General features: G+C 60.7%; 14 protein-coding genes, 4 pseudogenes and 1 other annotated feature. Of the genes and pseudogenes, 7 read left to right on the forward strand and 11 right to left on the reverse strand.

Annotated features, from left to right (window positions below):
• Positions 1-134: 134 nt before the first annotated feature.
• Together AC0L20_RS33665 and AC0L20_RS33670 are read right to left on the reverse strand one after the other, a co-directional pair.
• Positions 135-491, reverse strand: coding sequence for an aminotransferase class I/II-fold pyridoxal phosphate-dependent enzyme (locus AC0L20_RS33665; RefSeq protein WP_245285983.1), 357 nt, complete (start codon positions 489-491; stop codon positions 135-137).
• Between the two features lie 22 nt (positions 492-513).
• Positions 514-735: a GntR family transcriptional regulator gene (locus AC0L20_RS33670; RefSeq protein WP_473294832.1), complete on the reverse strand. Its 222-nt coding sequence runs from the start codon at positions 733-735 to the stop codon at positions 514-516.
• A 479-nt stretch (positions 736-1,214) separates the two neighbouring features.
• Here AC0L20_RS33670 and AC0L20_RS33675 point away from each other — a divergent pair, with 479 nt between their 5' ends.
• From AC0L20_RS33675 to AC0L20_RS33685, 3 genes are all read left to right on the forward strand, one after another.
• Positions 1,215-1,397: a hypothetical protein gene (locus tag AC0L20_RS33675; protein WP_473294833.1), complete on the forward strand. Its 183-nt coding sequence runs from the start codon at positions 1,215-1,217 to the stop codon at positions 1,395-1,397.
• 139 nt (positions 1,398-1,536) lie between these two features.
• A complete protein-coding gene (locus AC0L20_RS33680; protein WP_317245100.1) occupies positions 1,537-1,737 on the forward strand; it encodes a hypothetical protein in 201 nt (66 codons plus the stop codon).
• A gap of 16 nt (positions 1,738-1,753) precedes the next feature.
• Positions 1,754-2,182, forward strand: a complete 429-nt coding sequence (locus AC0L20_RS33685; RefSeq protein WP_007600175.1) for a hypothetical protein — start codon at positions 1,754-1,756, stop codon at positions 2,180-2,182.
• Positions 2,183-2,408: 226 nt separating this feature from the next.
• Here AC0L20_RS33685 and AC0L20_RS33690 read toward each other — a convergent pair.
• The 4 genes and pseudogenes from AC0L20_RS33690 to AC0L20_RS33705 all read right to left on the reverse strand — a co-directional run.
• Positions 2,409-2,801 (reverse strand): annotated as a pseudogene (locus AC0L20_RS33690) (TRAP transporter substrate-binding protein); the annotation flags it as partial.
• A 151-nt stretch (positions 2,802-2,952) separates the two neighbouring features.
• Positions 2,953-3,999, reverse strand: coding sequence for a transketolase family protein (locus tag AC0L20_RS33695; RefSeq protein ID WP_473294802.1), 1,047 nt, complete (start codon positions 3,997-3,999; stop codon positions 2,953-2,955).
• Positions 3,996-4,847, reverse strand: a complete 852-nt coding sequence (locus tag AC0L20_RS33700; protein ID WP_317245102.1) for a transketolase — start codon at positions 4,845-4,847, stop codon at positions 3,996-3,998. Before AC0L20_RS33700 ends, AC0L20_RS33695 begins: the two co-directional genes overlap by 4 nt.
• A gap of 24 nt (positions 4,848-4,871) precedes the next feature.
• Positions 4,872-5,621: an SDR family NAD(P)-dependent oxidoreductase gene (locus AC0L20_RS33705; RefSeq protein WP_473251151.1), complete on the reverse strand. Its 750-nt coding sequence runs from the start codon at positions 5,619-5,621 to the stop codon at positions 4,872-4,874.
• Positions 5,622-5,731: 110 nt separating this feature from the next.
• On the opposite strand from AC0L20_RS33705, the gene AC0L20_RS33710 reads away from it, so the two are divergent.
• Both AC0L20_RS33710 and pdxR read left to right on the forward strand, forming a co-directional pair.
• Positions 5,732-6,628, forward strand: a complete 897-nt coding sequence (locus tag AC0L20_RS33710) for a LysR substrate-binding domain-containing protein (RefSeq protein ID WP_473294803.1) — start codon at positions 5,732-5,734, stop codon at positions 6,626-6,628.
• Positions 6,629-7,436: 808 nt separating this feature from the next.
• The gene (gene pdxR / locus AC0L20_RS33715) at positions 7,437-8,969 is read left to right on the forward strand and encodes a MocR-like pyridoxine biosynthesis transcription factor PdxR (protein ID WP_473294804.1); all 1,533 of its coding nucleotides are present in this window, start codon (positions 7,437-7,439) and stop codon (positions 8,967-8,969) included.
• Positions 8,970-9,250: 281 nt separating this feature from the next.
• Here pdxR and AC0L20_RS33720 read toward each other — a convergent pair whose 3' ends face one another.
• Together AC0L20_RS33720 and AC0L20_RS33725 are read right to left on the reverse strand one after the other, a co-directional pair.
• Positions 9,251-9,895 (reverse strand): FMN-binding negative transcriptional regulator, encoded by a 645-nt coding sequence (locus AC0L20_RS33720; protein WP_473294805.1) that lies wholly within the window; start codon positions 9,893-9,895, stop codon positions 9,251-9,253.
• A gap of 62 nt (positions 9,896-9,957) precedes the next feature.
• A complete protein-coding gene (locus AC0L20_RS33725; RefSeq protein WP_473294806.1) occupies positions 9,958-10,176 on the reverse strand; it encodes a rubredoxin in 219 nt (72 codons plus the stop codon).
• 492 nt (positions 10,177-10,668) lie between these two features.
• On the opposite strand from AC0L20_RS33725, the gene AC0L20_RS33730 reads away from it, so the two are divergent.
• The gene (locus AC0L20_RS33730; protein WP_473294807.1) at positions 10,669-11,148 is read left to right on the forward strand and encodes a LysE family translocator; all 480 of its coding nucleotides are present in this window, start codon (positions 10,669-10,671) and stop codon (positions 11,146-11,148) included.
• 689 nt (positions 11,149-11,837) lie between these two features.
• A pseudogene (locus tag AC0L20_RS33735) lies at positions 11,838-13,003 on the forward strand (diaminopropionate ammonia-lyase).
• A gap of 523 nt (positions 13,004-13,526) precedes the next feature.
• On the opposite strand, the gene AC0L20_RS33740 reads toward AC0L20_RS33735, so the two are convergent.
• The 3 genes and pseudogenes from AC0L20_RS33740 to AC0L20_RS33750 all read right to left on the reverse strand — a co-directional run.
• Positions 13,527-13,742, reverse strand: coding sequence for a hypothetical protein (locus AC0L20_RS33740; protein ID WP_473294808.1), 216 nt, complete (start codon positions 13,740-13,742; stop codon positions 13,527-13,529).
• A 318-nt stretch (positions 13,743-14,060) separates the two neighbouring features.
• A pseudogene (locus AC0L20_RS33745) lies at positions 14,061-14,273 on the reverse strand (helix-turn-helix domain-containing protein); the annotation flags it as partial.
• Between the two features lie 3 nt (positions 14,274-14,276).
• Positions 14,277-14,695 (reverse strand): annotated as a pseudogene (locus AC0L20_RS33750) (IS3 family transposase); the annotation flags it as partial.
• Positions 14,286-14,398, reverse strand: a sequence feature (AL1L pseudoknot). It overlaps the preceding pseudogene by 113 nt.
• Positions 14,696-15,118 lie beyond the last annotated feature (423 nt).

The raw sequence follows: 15,118 nt of genomic DNA on the forward strand, positions 1-15,118 counted from the left end.
ATGATGGCGAGATCGAGCTCCTCGGCGAATTCACCGATGCGCCCCCGCGGTCAAGACTCAGCGTGCGAGCCGTGGGGCTCTGCAACGTCGGCAGGCAATAGAGCACTCGCGCTCGGGACGCCCGGCAGGCTTTTTCAGCGCCTCAGGGTCGATTCGGTCCTCATCCATGTCCACGGGCACCAAATTAAGGTGGCTGGCGCGGCGATGGCTTTGAAGCAGGGATAAGTGAAAGCACCCACCAAGACACTGTCGCCGGGTTTTGCCACGAAGCGCAGGGCGACATCGATCGCGTGCTGGGCGTCGTTGCACAGAATCAGCTGTGCCGGCGCGACCGTAAAGGCGTTGTCAGAGAGCGAGGCTGCGATGATTTCACGTTCCTGGGAAAGGCCAGCGTGAGGATGGTAGCCCAACAACAGTGCAAGATCAGGTTCGCGCACCACCTCGCCAAACAACGCGGACAGGACCTGCGTTTCGCTTCCGTGGCCGGGCACGCTCAGCGCTAAATTGACCGGTTCATGTCATGCCGTGGCCACCTCGGCCTGCGCGGCGAATGACGCCGGACGAAGGTGCCCTGCCCGACATTCCGCTGATACCGCGTTGTTCGGCCTTCTGATAGGCTTTGCTGACGGTGCCGACGGACAGGCCGAGCTCTCGTGCCAGTTCAAGGTGCGGCGGAAGGCAGTCGCCATCGGACAGCCGACCGTCAGCGATGTCCCGCTCCAGAGCACTGACCAGGGCGAGCTAGCGCGCCCCCTCGGACGCGAGTTTCCGCGGCCGGCGCGTATCTGCAGAAAGCCTGGCGCGGCAAACGGCCAGTACGTCATCACGCCGGAGATGAGCCCCGGCTTCGTGGAGGCACTCCCTGTCAGCAAATCCCACGGCATCGGTCCGGCGACTTGCGCCAAGATGAATGCTATCGGGCGGTACACTGCCTCGACGTCCGCAATCAGTCGCTCGACTCTGCAAGCCAATTTCGGCAAGGCCGGCGCGTAATACTACCGGATATCGAGGGGCATCGATCACCGCGAGGTCCGCGCGAACCGGATCCGGAAGTCGGTTGGTGCGGAGAATACGTCCTCAACCGATCTTTAGCGCTTTCGACGCAATGGCCACCGAGTTGGGCCCGCTGATCGAGAAGGTCTGCCGGCACTGGGAGGACAAGGACCGCGCGGGCCCGGAAAGTCACGCTGAAGGCTCAAGTCAACGATTTTGACATCATCACGCGCAGCAGGTCCATGCCGATCGCGAAGTCGAACCACAGCGAGCTCGAACACTTCTCGATCGCGCTGCTTCAAAACGAGATGCCTGCTCCAAAGCCGGTTCGGCTTCTCGGAGTATCGTTGTCCTCGCCCCACGGTGAGGGGCAGGTGAGCCGCAACTCGGCCTGGCCGATTTGAGAGGCGCAGTTTCGAGCAGGATTTCAGGAGGGGCGCAGGCGCAGGTCGTGTGCAGTGCGGCAGAGTTCATTAGTTCACATTCGTGAATCCCAAAATGGAAAGACTTGAGGTAGGATCGGGCTTTCCAAGGGGCGCACCCATGTTTGAACAAGCTACAACCGCTCTATTGCGAGCGGTACTTGACGAGGTCTGCGAAAAGCTAGCCCGCGACGAGACGGGCGCTCGCACCCATGTGGCCTGCAAGATCCTCGAAACCGCAAAGACCGGCGAAACGACACCGGACGAGCTGCGGCAGATTGGCCGGAAAGCCCTGACACAAGCGCCGAGGATGTGGCGTTGATCAGGCGAGGTGCGCAGTGAATTTCCAGGTCACGGTCTTGAAGATCCTGGTGAGTTATCCGGATGGATTCGCCGTGATGGCGGACCTCAAGCGCGACATGGCCATCCTGGCGACCAGCGGCCCGGAATGGGCCGAGCGCACCAAGCGGATGGCAACGCGCGTACCCGAGCTCGACATTTTTTCGGACGGCCTCGTCGAGCGTCAAAACGGCGGCTGGAGGATTACTGTGAAGGGACGAGCCGTGCTCGAATCCATGGAGGCGCGCCGGACCGAACACGAGCCGGTCGAGAAGGTGCCAGTCGAAACGGCCGGGCCACCAGTGCCATCCTTGCCGCTGCCGGCAGAGCGAGCGAAGCGCCGACGCGAACGGCGCCAGCGTCGCCGCGAAGCCCGCGAACGCATGCATCTTAAGTGGGCAGGGCGCGGCGGCAGCCCAACTCATTGACCAAAAAGTAGATAGCTCCTGTCGATGCCGCGCCGACCCCGCGTCTCATGGGCCCAGCTGACAGCTCGGCGATAGCTGCCGATCGCCGCGGTCCGCTTGAGTGTCTTGACGACGACGGGCTGGTTCTCATCCGAGAAAGGGGAGACCCAAAGCGCATCCTCGGGACAATAAAGCTCGCAAAAGGAAGCATGTCGTCGTGACGGGCAATGACCGGAATTCCTTAGGTGCCGAGTTTGCCGTCCATCGCCTTCCACACGCTGTCGTAATCGGCGAATGCGAAGACGGTGCATGCCCGCGCTCGGCACCAGGGTGGCAAGGATCGAGGACGGTTGGTTGAAGAACTCACGCCGCTGCGTACCTGGTCAGGAGTTCGGTGTCGGAGCCGAGCTGATTGGCCGGAAACAGCCTGATCTCCAGCCCGCGCTCGTCGCTTCGCGGATCGGTCGATCGCCTCTTGGGCCCGGATATTCACGGGGTGGGTCGGATCCTGCCCGGTCGCAAACTTGTAAACGAACTCGGCTGCGGAAGCCGGACGAGTAAGAATCCCGCAGAGAGGTACGGCCGTGGCTGCCATCAATAGCGTACGGCGGCTCATCCTTCCGGGCTTCGAGACAATCATGTTTCCTCCTGATCCTGCATTGACGTTGGTGCCGACAGCATCAGCCTGCGCTGGCGTGCAGCTTTCGCGTCTCTTGGTTCCCCGCTCTCGACCGCCGGCATGTAGGCAAGAGTCATCGCTCGCCGCCGCAACATGCGACGGGTGTAGCTCCTCACAAGGACTTGGCTGGATTGGCGCTTAGCGCCGGTGCAAGCCACTGCTTGATCTGCCTTGCGACCTCTGCGGTAGAAATCCCGTAGCGGTCGTGCAGTGTCGGAAGTGCGCCAGCGTCAAGAAATTCGTCCGGCAATGCGATCTGGCGGAAACGCGGATGAACGCCTGAACGCATTAGAACCGCGGCAATTGCCTCGCCAAGGCCGCCAATCGACGTGTGGTTCTCGGCAACGACGACAAGACGGCCCGATTTGCCGGCTTCACGCAAGATCGTCTCAGTGTCGAGCGGCTTGATGGTTGGAACATGCAGCACCGCAGTGTCGATGCTGTCGCCCTTCAAGGTTTGCGCCGCCTCGAGCGCACGCATGGTCATGATGCCGGATGAGATGACCAGGGCGTCCTTCCCGTCACGAATCAGCTTGGCCCTGCCGAGCTCGAATTTGTAATCATATTCGTCCAGCACGAGCGGCACCTGGCCGCGCAGCAGGCGGGTGTAGACAGGCCCATGATGGGCCGCGATGGCGGGCACCAGCTGCTCGATTTCGTGAGCATCGCAGGGATCGATGACCGTCATATTCGGCATCGCGCGAAACAGGGCGACATCTTCTGCGGCCTGATGGCTCGGGCCATAGCCCGAGGTCAGCCCCGGCAGCGCGCAGACGATCTTCACGTTGCGATCTTCCTCCGCGATCGTCTGGTGTATGAAGTCGTAAGCCCGTCGCGATGCGAACACGGCGTAAGTGGTCGCGAACGGCATGAAGCCTTCGGAGGCAAGGCCCGACGCAGCGCCGAACAGAAGCTGCTCGGCCATGCCCATCTGATAATAACGGTCCGGAAATTCCTTCGCGAAGATGTGCAGATCGGTGTATTTGCCCAGATCGGCCGTCATGCCGACAACCTCAGGGCGGCTGCGGGCGAGCTCGACGAGCGCATGTCCAAAGGGCGCCGGTTTCGTCCTCTGTCTTTCAGAAGCGATCGATGCGATCATGGCGGAGGTGGTCAGGCGCGGCTTGCGCGGCTGCGGTGCTGATCTGATGGTCCTCATGCCTGCCTCCCAGCTTCCAGCGCGGCAAGCGCGAGCTGCCATTCGTGCTGCTCGACGCGGATGAAATGATTCTTCTCGCGCTGCTCCAGGAAAGGAACGCCCTTCCCCATCAGAGTGTCGGCGACGATCATCCTCGGCTTGGGCTCGGGATGGGACTTGGCGGCGTCGAACGCGGTAAGTACGGCATCGAGATCGTTGCCGTCGATCCGCTGCACGAACCAGCCGAAGGCCTGAAGCTTGTCGACCAGCGGCTCGAAGGCCATAACCTGCGTGGAAGGACCATCCGCCTGCTGATTGTTGACGTCGACGATGCCGATCAGATTGTCGAGCTTGTAGTGGCCTGCCGACTGGATCGCTTCCCAGACGGAGCCTTCGTCGAGTTCGCCATCGGAAAACAACGTGTATACCTGTGCCTCGGATCTCTTGCGCTTGAGTCCTAGGCTCATGCCGACGGCAATGCTCAGCCCAAGTCCGAGCGATCCGCCCGACATTTCCATTCCGGGCGTGTAGGAGGCCATGCCCGACATCGGCAGGCGGCTCTCGTCGCTGCCATAGGTTTCGAGTTCTTCCTCCGGGACAATTCCCGCCTCGATCAAAGCTGCGTAGAGTGCGATGGCATAATGTCCGTTGGAGAGCAGAAAGCGGTCCCGGCCCTCCCATGACGGGTCTTCAGGCCGGTAACGCATGGCGTGGAAATAGGCCACGGCGAGAACATCGGAGATGTCGAGCGCCTGCGCGATATAACCCTGCCCCTGGACTTCGCCCATGCGCAGCGCATTGCGGCGGATGTTGTAGGCGCGGTCCGCTAGCTTGGGCGCGTTGATAAGCGCATTGGTGGGCGTTTCCATCGATCTGGACCTTATCTCGCTGGCTCAGTGGATAAGCATGCCGCCGTTGACGTCGATCACGGCACCCGTGACGTAGGCAGATAGGTCCGAGGCCAGGAAGGTGTAGATACCGGCGACATCTTCTGCCGTGCCGAGGCGATTGAGCGGAATGCCTTCCAGAATTTTCGCTCTCATTTCATCATTCAGCTTGCCTGCCGTAATATCCGTGCCGATCAGGCCGGGCGTAACGCAGTTGACGCGAATCCCGTCAGGGCCGAACTCCCGCGCCATCGCCTTGGCGAGGCCAAGGACCCCTGCTTTCGCAGCCGAGTAGTGTGGCCCGCCAAAAATTCCACCACCGCGCTGGGCCGAGACGGACGACATGCACGCGATCGACCCGGACTTCCGTGCGCGCATATGCGGGATCACCGCCTGGGACAGAAACAGGATACCCTTGAGATTGACGTCCTGAATTCGATCCCAATCGGCCGGCGAAATGTCCAGGAACTTGACGGGCTGGGTGATCCCGGCATTGTTGATCAGGATATCGATGCCTGCGAAGGTTTCGATCACACGGGTGACTGCCTGTTCGCAGAGCGATTTGTCGGCGACGTTGCACGCCAGTCCAATGTGGGACTTTCCAAGCGATGCCGCAGCTTCCGCCGCGGCGCCCGCGTCGATATCCAGAATGGCCACCCGAGCGCCCTCGGCGGCGAACCGCCGGGCGGTTGCGAGCCCGATGCCCCGCGGCGAGGCCGCGCCCGAAATGATTGCCGTCTTACCGCTGAGCAGCATCAATTCCTCCCGCAAATTGTTCTTCCTTGCTGGATTTAGGAATGACCTGCGGAGGCCGGCCCTACAAACGCGCAGTTGTCACGGATCGATGAATCTGGTTCACTTATCGAATGCTCTCGAAGATCCCGATATCCTCAATTCGTGCCTTTGAAGCCGCAGCCCGGACCGGATCGTTTCGCGATGCGGCGAATGAGCTTCACCTGACGCCGAGCGCCGTCAGTCACGCGATTCGCAAGCTGGAGGCCACGCTTCGGACCGTTCTGTTCGAGCGCAGCGCGCGATCTGTGCGGCTCACGCCAGCCGGCGAAAATCTGATGCGTCACACCGGGGCGGCGTTCGATCAGCTCCGCCGCGGGCTTGAAGAAGTCGCCGCCCGCGGCCCACAACTGGTGCGCGTCCATTCCGCCCCAAGTTTTGCTGCGCAATGGCTGGCGCCACGGCTTGCGCAGTTTCTCGCTGCTTACCCGAAGCTCGAGGTTCGACTGGCCGCAAGCACGGATTATGCGCGCTTCAGCAACGATGATTTCGATATCGACATCGTCTACGGTCCGCCGCGCGCGGAAGGCGTCGAGATTGTTCCACTACCAGAGGAGACGGTCACGCCGCTCTGCTCTCCCTCGCTCGCAAACTCGATAAGGAAGGCCGCTGATCTCCTCGATCAGACGCTCATCCGCTCAGACGTGAAGCAGGTGCAGTGGCATCAATGGTTCGCTGCCAACGGATTGGAAGCCCCCGCGCTCCACGGCATGAGGTTCGATCGGAGCTTTCTTGCAATTGCGACCGCTGCGGAGGGATTGGGAGTGGCGTTGGAATCAACCCTCCTGGCCCAGCTTGAACTGGCCAATGGGCGATTGGTTGCCCCATTGGCGGGACGTGCGACCGATATCAGTTACGTCGGTCACCGTCTCATCTATCCGCGCGCCAGCCGACAAAGATCGGCCGTACGAGCGTTTGCAGACTGGCTGCTGGCTCAGCTCGACGGTGAAGACGCCCGCTCCTCGCAATGAACTGCAGGTCTGGCTGGAGCTTGGTTCAGGGCAAACCTCTGCTTGGCGCCGAACAGCAACCCTCGCCGCGGGGGCGTCCGCGCGTGCGGAGAACCTGAGTCATGCACTCTTCATTGGTCTGGTAGGGAGCTATCGCTGATGCTCGCCGATCCATCTGTACAAGGCGATCATCGATGTAGCGCCTGAGCGCCGCAGCCGCCTTCAACATATAGACACGCATTGAGATCACTTCCCGCACGTCACGGCTCGCGCGCGCCCGCAAACCCTTGCAAGAGGCGCTCGCCGCCAGCAGGAGCGAGGCCGATCGAAAGCCAGCGGATTCTGATCGCAGGAGGCGACGGCGAGCGCATCTTCTCCGCAAGCGATGCAACAGTGAAGCTCACTTTGCAGCTCGCGCGCCTCATCGAGCGGTCGGGACCCCGGAGGCCCTGGCAGAGCTGAGGGCCAGCAGGGTGCTTGGACCTCGATCCGGGACATGCGCTCGCCGAATTGATGCAGGCTTTCCTTCCGGACGTCCGCTGCTACGCGGCCGATGGATTTCACACTCTCGACGGGCTTCGAAACTGGATAGCCTCTCAACAACGAAGATGCTCAGCCCGTCGATTCAACGAGGCGATCTTCCACGGCCTCGGGCCGAGCTACCTACGTCGTGGGGAAATGGTCGTTGACCCGCAAGGCCATCGCTGCTCGGCGGGTTGGATGTCGAAACCGAGCGGTAGAGCGGTATGTGACGATTTCTTTCAATGACTCACAGAGTTGGTCTATTCTGGACTTCAAAGTACGAGCGGACAGGTAGACCAGAACGGCAATGGCAAGGCGCCGAAACATCATCGCAATTCCCTCGCTGGGCTCTCTCGACAAGGCCGCAGGCCGGGTCGGACAACAACTTACACAGGCACTTCGCGAGGCGATATCAAACGGGATGTTGAAGCCGGGCGAACGGCTGCCGTCCACCCGCGCCCTCGCGGCATCGCTCCAACTCGCGAGGGGTACGGTCATCGAGGCGTTCGGTCAGCTACATGCGGAAGGCTACCTCGAGGCGCGCGCCAGAGGCGGCACGATCGTCGCCAACGTCAACGGCGGTCGCGAACTCGTCAGCCCACCGCAGGCATTCATTGCGCCGCCGCGGATCGGCCCTGTGTTGCGGGAGAACGTCGCCCGTCTTGCAGAGGTCGCGCAAGCTCTTCGGCCGCAAGGGACGGCGCCATTTGCAATCGCTCATCCGGCAGGCGCGGTCGCCCCGGATGACAAGTGGCGCCGTCTCGGTAATCGCGTCCGAGCGCTGCGCGTGGCTGCCCCGTCGGGATACATCGACCCGAAAGGATTGCCTGATTTGCGGCTCGCGATTACTGACTACGTTCGTAAAGCCCGTGGAGTGAAATGCGAGGCCGGCCAAGTCGTGATCACGGCGGGTACGCAGCAGGGTCTTTTTCTGGCTGCAACCGTTCTTCTTGCGGACGGAGACGCAGTATGGGCGGAAGACCCCGCCTATCCCGGTATTGTCGCGGTTCTCGAAAACTTCAACGTCCAGACCTCTCGCATTCCCGTCGACGCGCAGGGCATCGACGTCCACGAAGGTCTCGTCCGATGCCCGAAGGCTCGGGTCGCGTTCGTTACGCCATCGCATCAATATCCGCTCGGCATGCCGATGAGCATGGGGAGACGCACGGCTCTGCTGTCCTGGGCCCGTCAAAACAATGCCTGGATTGTCGAGGACGATTACGACAGCGAACTTCGCTACGCGGGACATCCATTTCCGTCCCTGCAGGGACTCGATCCTACACGTGTCGTCTATCTCGGGACGATGAGCAAAGTGCTGTTTTCATCCATGCGGATCGGATACGCCATCGTTCCCCTTCCGCTGGTGGATGCGTTCGCGGGCGCCCGTGCTCTTATTGACCGCCATTCTCCGACAGCCGATCAATATGTGCTCGCGCAATATATGCGCGAGGGCTATTTCGAAGCTCACATACGGCGCATCCGGGGCGCTTACGCAGAACGGCGCGTGACCCTGATCTCCGCCATTGAGACGGAGCTGCCGTCCTGGACAGCGCTCCAACCCAGCGACCAAGGTATGCACCTGGTGCTTTGGCTTCCTGCCGGCCTCGACGACGTCAAGCTTGCCGAGCAAGCACACAAGGCCGGGCTGGTTGTGCGACCGATCTCGCCCATGTACCAAAATGCGCCTGCTCGGTTCGGTCTAATGCTCGGCTTCGGCGGCTTTTCCGTCGCGGAATTGCAGGCGGCCGCAGTCCGCCTGAAAGGTGTCCTTGAGGCATCGGTCCGCGCGAACAGAAAGGCCAAACTGTCCAAGCGCCCACGGATGGAAACTGCCAGATAATATCTGGATGGCCGCGCTCAGGTCTCTTTCGCGGCAATCGGCGCTCGCCGCGAACTTGAACATTGGGTTGGGTGCTCCGCAGCGCGCCGGGAAGAACGCGCACTGATCTCCAGTGTTTGAGTCCAACTACAGCTTTCGCCAGCGGCAGACGATCGTAGGGCGAATGAGATTATCCATGCTTGCGCAGGGCCGCCGATGGGTTTGGCCCCGTCATACCCGAGGATCACAAGTAGGTCGTTGCGCCACGATTTCTCCGAGCATGTCGCTCCGTCGGATATGAGTCAGGCCTGCTCCGCTTTGGCCACAGCGGCGGCCAGCATTGCATCGCCGATCACATCCTTGCCCTGGGCCTTGAGCGCGTTCCCTGCACCGAGAATGTCCCGGACCTCTTTATTCTGACTAAGCTTCGACTTGCCAACGAGTCGTGTGATCTCGATCTCGATTCCGACGATCATCTTGAGCATCATATCGATGTAGTCCTTGGGGCTGTCAGTCATCTTCCAAGGATCGGCCTGCTTTGCCTCATGGATGCGCGTCAGCCGCGCGACCATGCCACGAACGTAACGCTCATCGTCGCGGATTGTCACGCGTCCGTACACATGAGCCACCATATAGTTCCAGGACGGGACCTGCTTCTTGAACTCGACCTTGCTCGGATACCAGTTCGGCGCGATGTAGGCATCCCCGGCGCGGAATACGATCAGCACCTCGTTTCCCGTCGCGATATCCTGCCAAATGGGATTTGCGCGAGCCACATGTGAATGAAGCACGCCCTGCTGCCCTTCCTTCGCATGCAACTCGAAAGGCAGGTGATTTGCGTCGAGCCCGCTCTTCCCGTTAGTAAAGAGGATGCCGAGAGGATTTTTGTTGATGAGATCGTGAAGCGCCTCAGGGCGCGACTCGGCGAAAGGTGGGGGGACGTACATGCTAGCTCCCTGGCAATTGATGAATGCCGCGCACGCTGCTCGCAGCATCAACGGGATTTCGTTCAGACCTCAGTCATCTGGAATTCACTCTTGTCTGCGCCGCAATCGGGGCAGATCCACTCGTCGGGGACGTCTTCCCAGCGAGTGCCCGGCGGAATGCCCTCGTCCGGCCATCCCTCCCGCTCGCTGTAAACAACCCCGCAGAGCGCGCACATCCAGGTCTTGTAAACCGGTGCGCCGATCGCTGCGTCAGAGTGCAGGTGAGCGCTTTCATTGCTCATCTCGGTGGCCTATGCTGTGGAGCATTCATGACACCGATGTAGGCTAGAACTGGTTCCTTCCATAGAGCCAGTCTGCGGCATTCTTGCTGTACCAGATTGACGTCCTCTGGTTCTGGTCAAGGCCGTCAACCCGGCAGTAGGAATATCTCTCAGAGAAGACGTGCATTCCTTCTTCGAGCAGCCGAAACTGGTCATCCGACTGTTGGACAACCATGACCGCGAAGCCTTGGGTCGCTCAGTCACGCGCCGCCGCTTTCGTCGGCGCAAAGGCCTGCGAGGCGTCGGCTGTGCATTCCGTCTTCCGACAAGAGGCAAATGAGCCAGAACCGTCCAGCGGCCGGCCGGCGGCGTCACAAATGGCTTTGTAGCGAGCCAAACGGCCGCTGCAGTCCTGAACTTTCCGCAATTGCACTCGGGCGTGAAACGGGTCTAGCCATCATGCAAGAAGATTGGCGCCGCTAACGCCAGTTGAAACGATAATCGGGTTGAGCGATGTTCAACTCGCATACGTTCTTTTTGTTCCTGGTGGTGGCATTGTTTGTGGTGGTCACGCCGGGCCAGGGTCTCTTCTATATTGTGGCCCGCACGCTTGCTGGCGGCAGAAGTGAAGGGCTCGCATCGAGCGTTGGCCTGGGTACCGGAGGGCTTGTCCACGTTTTCGGCGGCACCGTCGGTCTGTCTGCCCGTGTTGTCGCAAGCGCAGAAGCGTTCACCTTCCTAAAGATCGCCAGAGGCCTATATCTCATCTGGCTCGGGATTAAGGCGTGGCGCGAGACAAGCGTCGATCCGATAGAATTGCAGACGACAGATGCGCATTCTGCTTTTCGCCAGGGCATCGTCATAGAGGCGCTCAACCCCAAGACAGCCGCATGCTTTCTCGTGTTCATCCCGCAACTCGTCGACCCATCTGGGAGTGTCAGCATGCAGTTCATCGTCCTGGGCTCATTTCGCTCGCACTCAACACGAGCGTAGACCTGATTGTGACCTATTGGGGACAGAAGACGAGGGATGGCTTTGCAAAAAACGCCCTCATTCTTCGTTCAGGCGCGACAGGCATCAGGCGCCATCATCTGCGGGCTGGGGCCAACGCTACTCTTCGCACGGCGCACGAGTTCACGCTGCCGAATTTCCGCGCTCGAATAGCGCGCAGAGTCTCCATTCGGCTACGAAGGACGCCTTGCCATCGGAGGTCCTTGCTTCACCGTGCAACGGGATCACGACCAGCGTCGATGCTGGTTCGACTTCGGCCGCGCTTTGGCCGTCCGGGCCGGCAGAACATGAAGGCACGCATCAACCGGCTGGGAGCAAGGCCCGCCACTGCAATCCAACGCGCTTGCCTCTGCTGCCTTTTGCTCTCGTGCTGCTGGATCTGGGTACGTGATGAGGACCGAGTTCGTGTCCACGGCCTAGAAATCGTCATCCTTCCTCGTGCTCAAAACGAGGAGTGCAGCCGGGAACGGGTGAGCGATGGCCGCAACGCCCTCCTGCCGGATCTTCAAACATCAGCATCACCCGCCCGAGCCTGAGCACCGTCGGGGTCGTCATCGAGAGCGGCCTCCCATTTCTTGCGGATTAGCGAGAAGGCGTGACATCGCTGGGATTGCCGCTAGTGTTTCGGCAAGCGCATCGCCGCGATGCTTAGATCGGCGCCAACTCGAACCATGTTGCTTCCTAACCATCGCACTGACCACCGGGCGCCTTTGGATAGTGCGGATGCCAACATGCTGAGTCGCGAAGCTGCGTGCGAGGTGGAAGGGTTTCTTGATATCGCAATGGCCACAAGGAAACAGCGCTAATTTCCTTGCCGGGCCTCGCCCACGAGATTGGCGTGGGCTCGGTCCAAGTCAACGACGAGGGTCACCGGCTCGGGCTTGGCAGTTTCAAGGCTTTGGGCGGCTCCTATGCCGTCATCCGGCTCGTCTTAGAAGCAGCAACTCCGCGCCTCGGCAGGGCTGTTGACATCTCGGAGCTTCACGCACCTGAGGTGAAGGCCGTAGCACGGGGGATGAGGTATCCTGCGCCAACGGACGGCAATCATGGCAGGTCCGTAGCGCACGGCGCTCAGCTCGTGGGGGCGAACTGCGCTATATTCATTCACTCGGGCGTCAGCGATCAGCGTAGCGCAGCAATCGTCCCACATGGCGCGCAGATGATCCGCGTCAGCGGCAACTACGATGACTCCGTTGCCGAAGCATCCCGAGTTGCCGCAGAGAACGGCTGAATCACGGTGTCTGACAGGTCCTGGCCGGGCTATCCCTGGTCTGGTAATGCAGGGATCTCCGCGCTCCTGACTGAAGCACTACGACAGTTGCCCGAACCTCCGACCCACGTCCTCGTCCAGTCAGGAGTCGGTGGACTTGCCGCAGCGGTCTTGGACATTTTTCGGTGTCGTTAGGTGATAGTCGCCCGTCCTTCACGGTTGTCGATCCATCGCTCGAACCGGGCATTGCGTCAAGGTAGCTCATGGGCAGTCGACAGTGATGGCGATGCTAGAGTGCTACGAACCTTCGCTCGTCGCTTGGCGCATCCTTTCGCGCGCAGCCGACGCTTTTATGATTGTCGATGACGAGGAGGCCGTCGGGATTATGAACCGTTTGGCCAATCCCCGGGACGGTGATCCGGCTATCGTTGCAGGCGAAAGTGGCGGGGTTGGTCTGGCAGGGTTGCTGAAAGTTGCGGCCGATTCAACCTCGCGCGCTTGACTGGTCTTGAACCTGACGCACGGGTCTTCCTCATCAATACCGAGGGCGCGACGGATCCTGGCGCTTACGAACAGCTCGTGGGTCAGTCTCTGTCGCAAGTGGTCAGGAGAAGCTTGGAGGCCTAGACGCTCATGATCCGCGGCCCGTTCGGTGAACTCGTGACGGGGACGCAAGCCCAAGAGAAGGCCAAGAACGAAGGCATCCAGCGATTGATCCTACGATTGAAATCCGCCGCAGATTCCTGCTTCCAACGAGGCCCGTACGCACGTTTTCGGCACAAAAGGCATGACTTTGCCGTCTTGCCGCAAGACCAAGCGTTATGACTTTGGCGCTTTGCAGTCCAACCGCGTTCGCCTCATCGAATGATACAACAGCTTCGTTTCCTTGTTGATTCGGCACACCGGCTATGAGCCGTTTCATAATTGCGATACAGCTCTCCGAGTAATCTGTCGATATGCGTGGACTCCTGATCGTTCTCACGGCTTTCGCGATCATATTGGCGGCACGCGGCCACCACCAAAGCGCGTTCATGCCGCGCCCGACGGCGCCCATGCCACCCGTCAATGTGCCCTAACACCACGAGGTCTGTCGGGTACGCGGTTGCCTGCGAGCGAACGCAGGGCAGATCGGGCCGGCAACAAGGGACTGCTAGGCTGATTTCGGCGCATTCTTCAGATAGACGACAGCGCGACCTCCCGCAGAGGTCAGCTCCCCCAGAGTCGTTTTTCCCGCCCGTACCGCTTGGATCAGTTGCTCAGCGACATACCGGCGGCTCTCGTGGTCACCGTCATTCGGCAGCCCCGCACAGACCTGATCCAAGACCAGGCCCATGTTCGCTTGAACCTCTCCCGTAAATTCGCTCACGCTCCATCTCTCCTTTCGAGGGATAATGCGATAAGGCTAGTGCCCTCTTTGCACTCGGTATAGCGCACATTTGCCGAGCGGTTAAAAGCCTCTCGCGTGCAGAAGTGAATTCATGGTTTGACGCGGCTTGGTATCCTCGCAATTCGCGCGGCGCTTGCGTTTGAAACGATCGCGCCGCGTTCGAAACGTCTCGTTGCGAGGAGGACGGAATCGTCCCGTACGGCTCGGATTTCCGGGCTCTCGCATTTCCCTGAGCGCCGGGCCGGCCTCATGCGGGCGCTATGGTCCTCACATGGGCGGCCATGGCCCTCTGGTTCGGCGCGGGAGGCCGTTGCGCCGCAGTTCACGCGAGACTGTCGAATCAGCCCGCCCCAGGCGACGTCCAATCTGTTGGATCGATTGGCCCTGCACCTTGAGAGGCGCGATCTCTTCGTGCTCTACCAATGAGAGCTATTGACCCGAGATCGCCTTTGCCGAAGATCTGAACATCGCTGGTGGCATGTCGCCCGCCTTTGGGAATAATCTGCTTCCGCGGTAGGTCGAGGGGGCGATCGGCAACATCTTGCAGATCGGCTCAACCCCACGCGCCGCACGATCATCGTCGATGCAATCATGGCTTGGGCCGGCGGTCGAGCTCCGCCGTCGCAAAATAAGCGCTTGCCTTGCGCAGGATCTCGTTGGCTGGCGAAGCTCGCGGTTCTTCCGTTCCAGAGCCTTGGGCTTCTCGGCCAGCTCGGTCGGAACGCCGGCCCGCTGCCCACTGTCGATCTCGACCTACTTGACTCAGTCATGCAAGGTCTGCGCGTGCAGCCAATCTTGGCCGCAATGGAAGTCACCGTCGTCCAGCGCGACCTGTGCTCGTTGGCCTGATACAGAGCTATACGACCCCCTTGGGCTCGGGCCTCGGGTGAACATTTCTCGTCGTCTTGCTTGTCATGGCTCCACCTTCTCAAGACTTGGAGCCTCCGCCAAATCCGCGGCGGCGGTTCAGATGGGCGCTCAATTCTGCAAGCGCTCAAACGCGGACGGCACGATTGAGTGAGTTTTGCTGTCAAGATGCTCTGGTCTACTCAGCTTCTGGCGGAGCGATCCGTTTGCAACCACGAGAGCACTAACGAGGATGCCCCCGGAACGCGGCGAACTGTCGCTCGATCTTGCTGGAAATGTGCGCTCTGCCACGAGACCGGCAGGAATTATGCGGCTCATTTGAATAACAATGCCGAGATTGGCCAGAAAGGGAAGCGGAGCGGCGATTGCCGATCTCTATTCCTCGCCGCAGAGGTCGTTCATGGGCAGTCATGATCTTGTCTTCAGCAGTTTCCTCGGGCTGACCGCAGCCGGATTTGCGCTACTCTGCTCGAACCTGCTTGTCCTCG

The sequence above is a fragment of the Bradyrhizobium sp. Kon58 genome, from assembly GCF_055807455.1.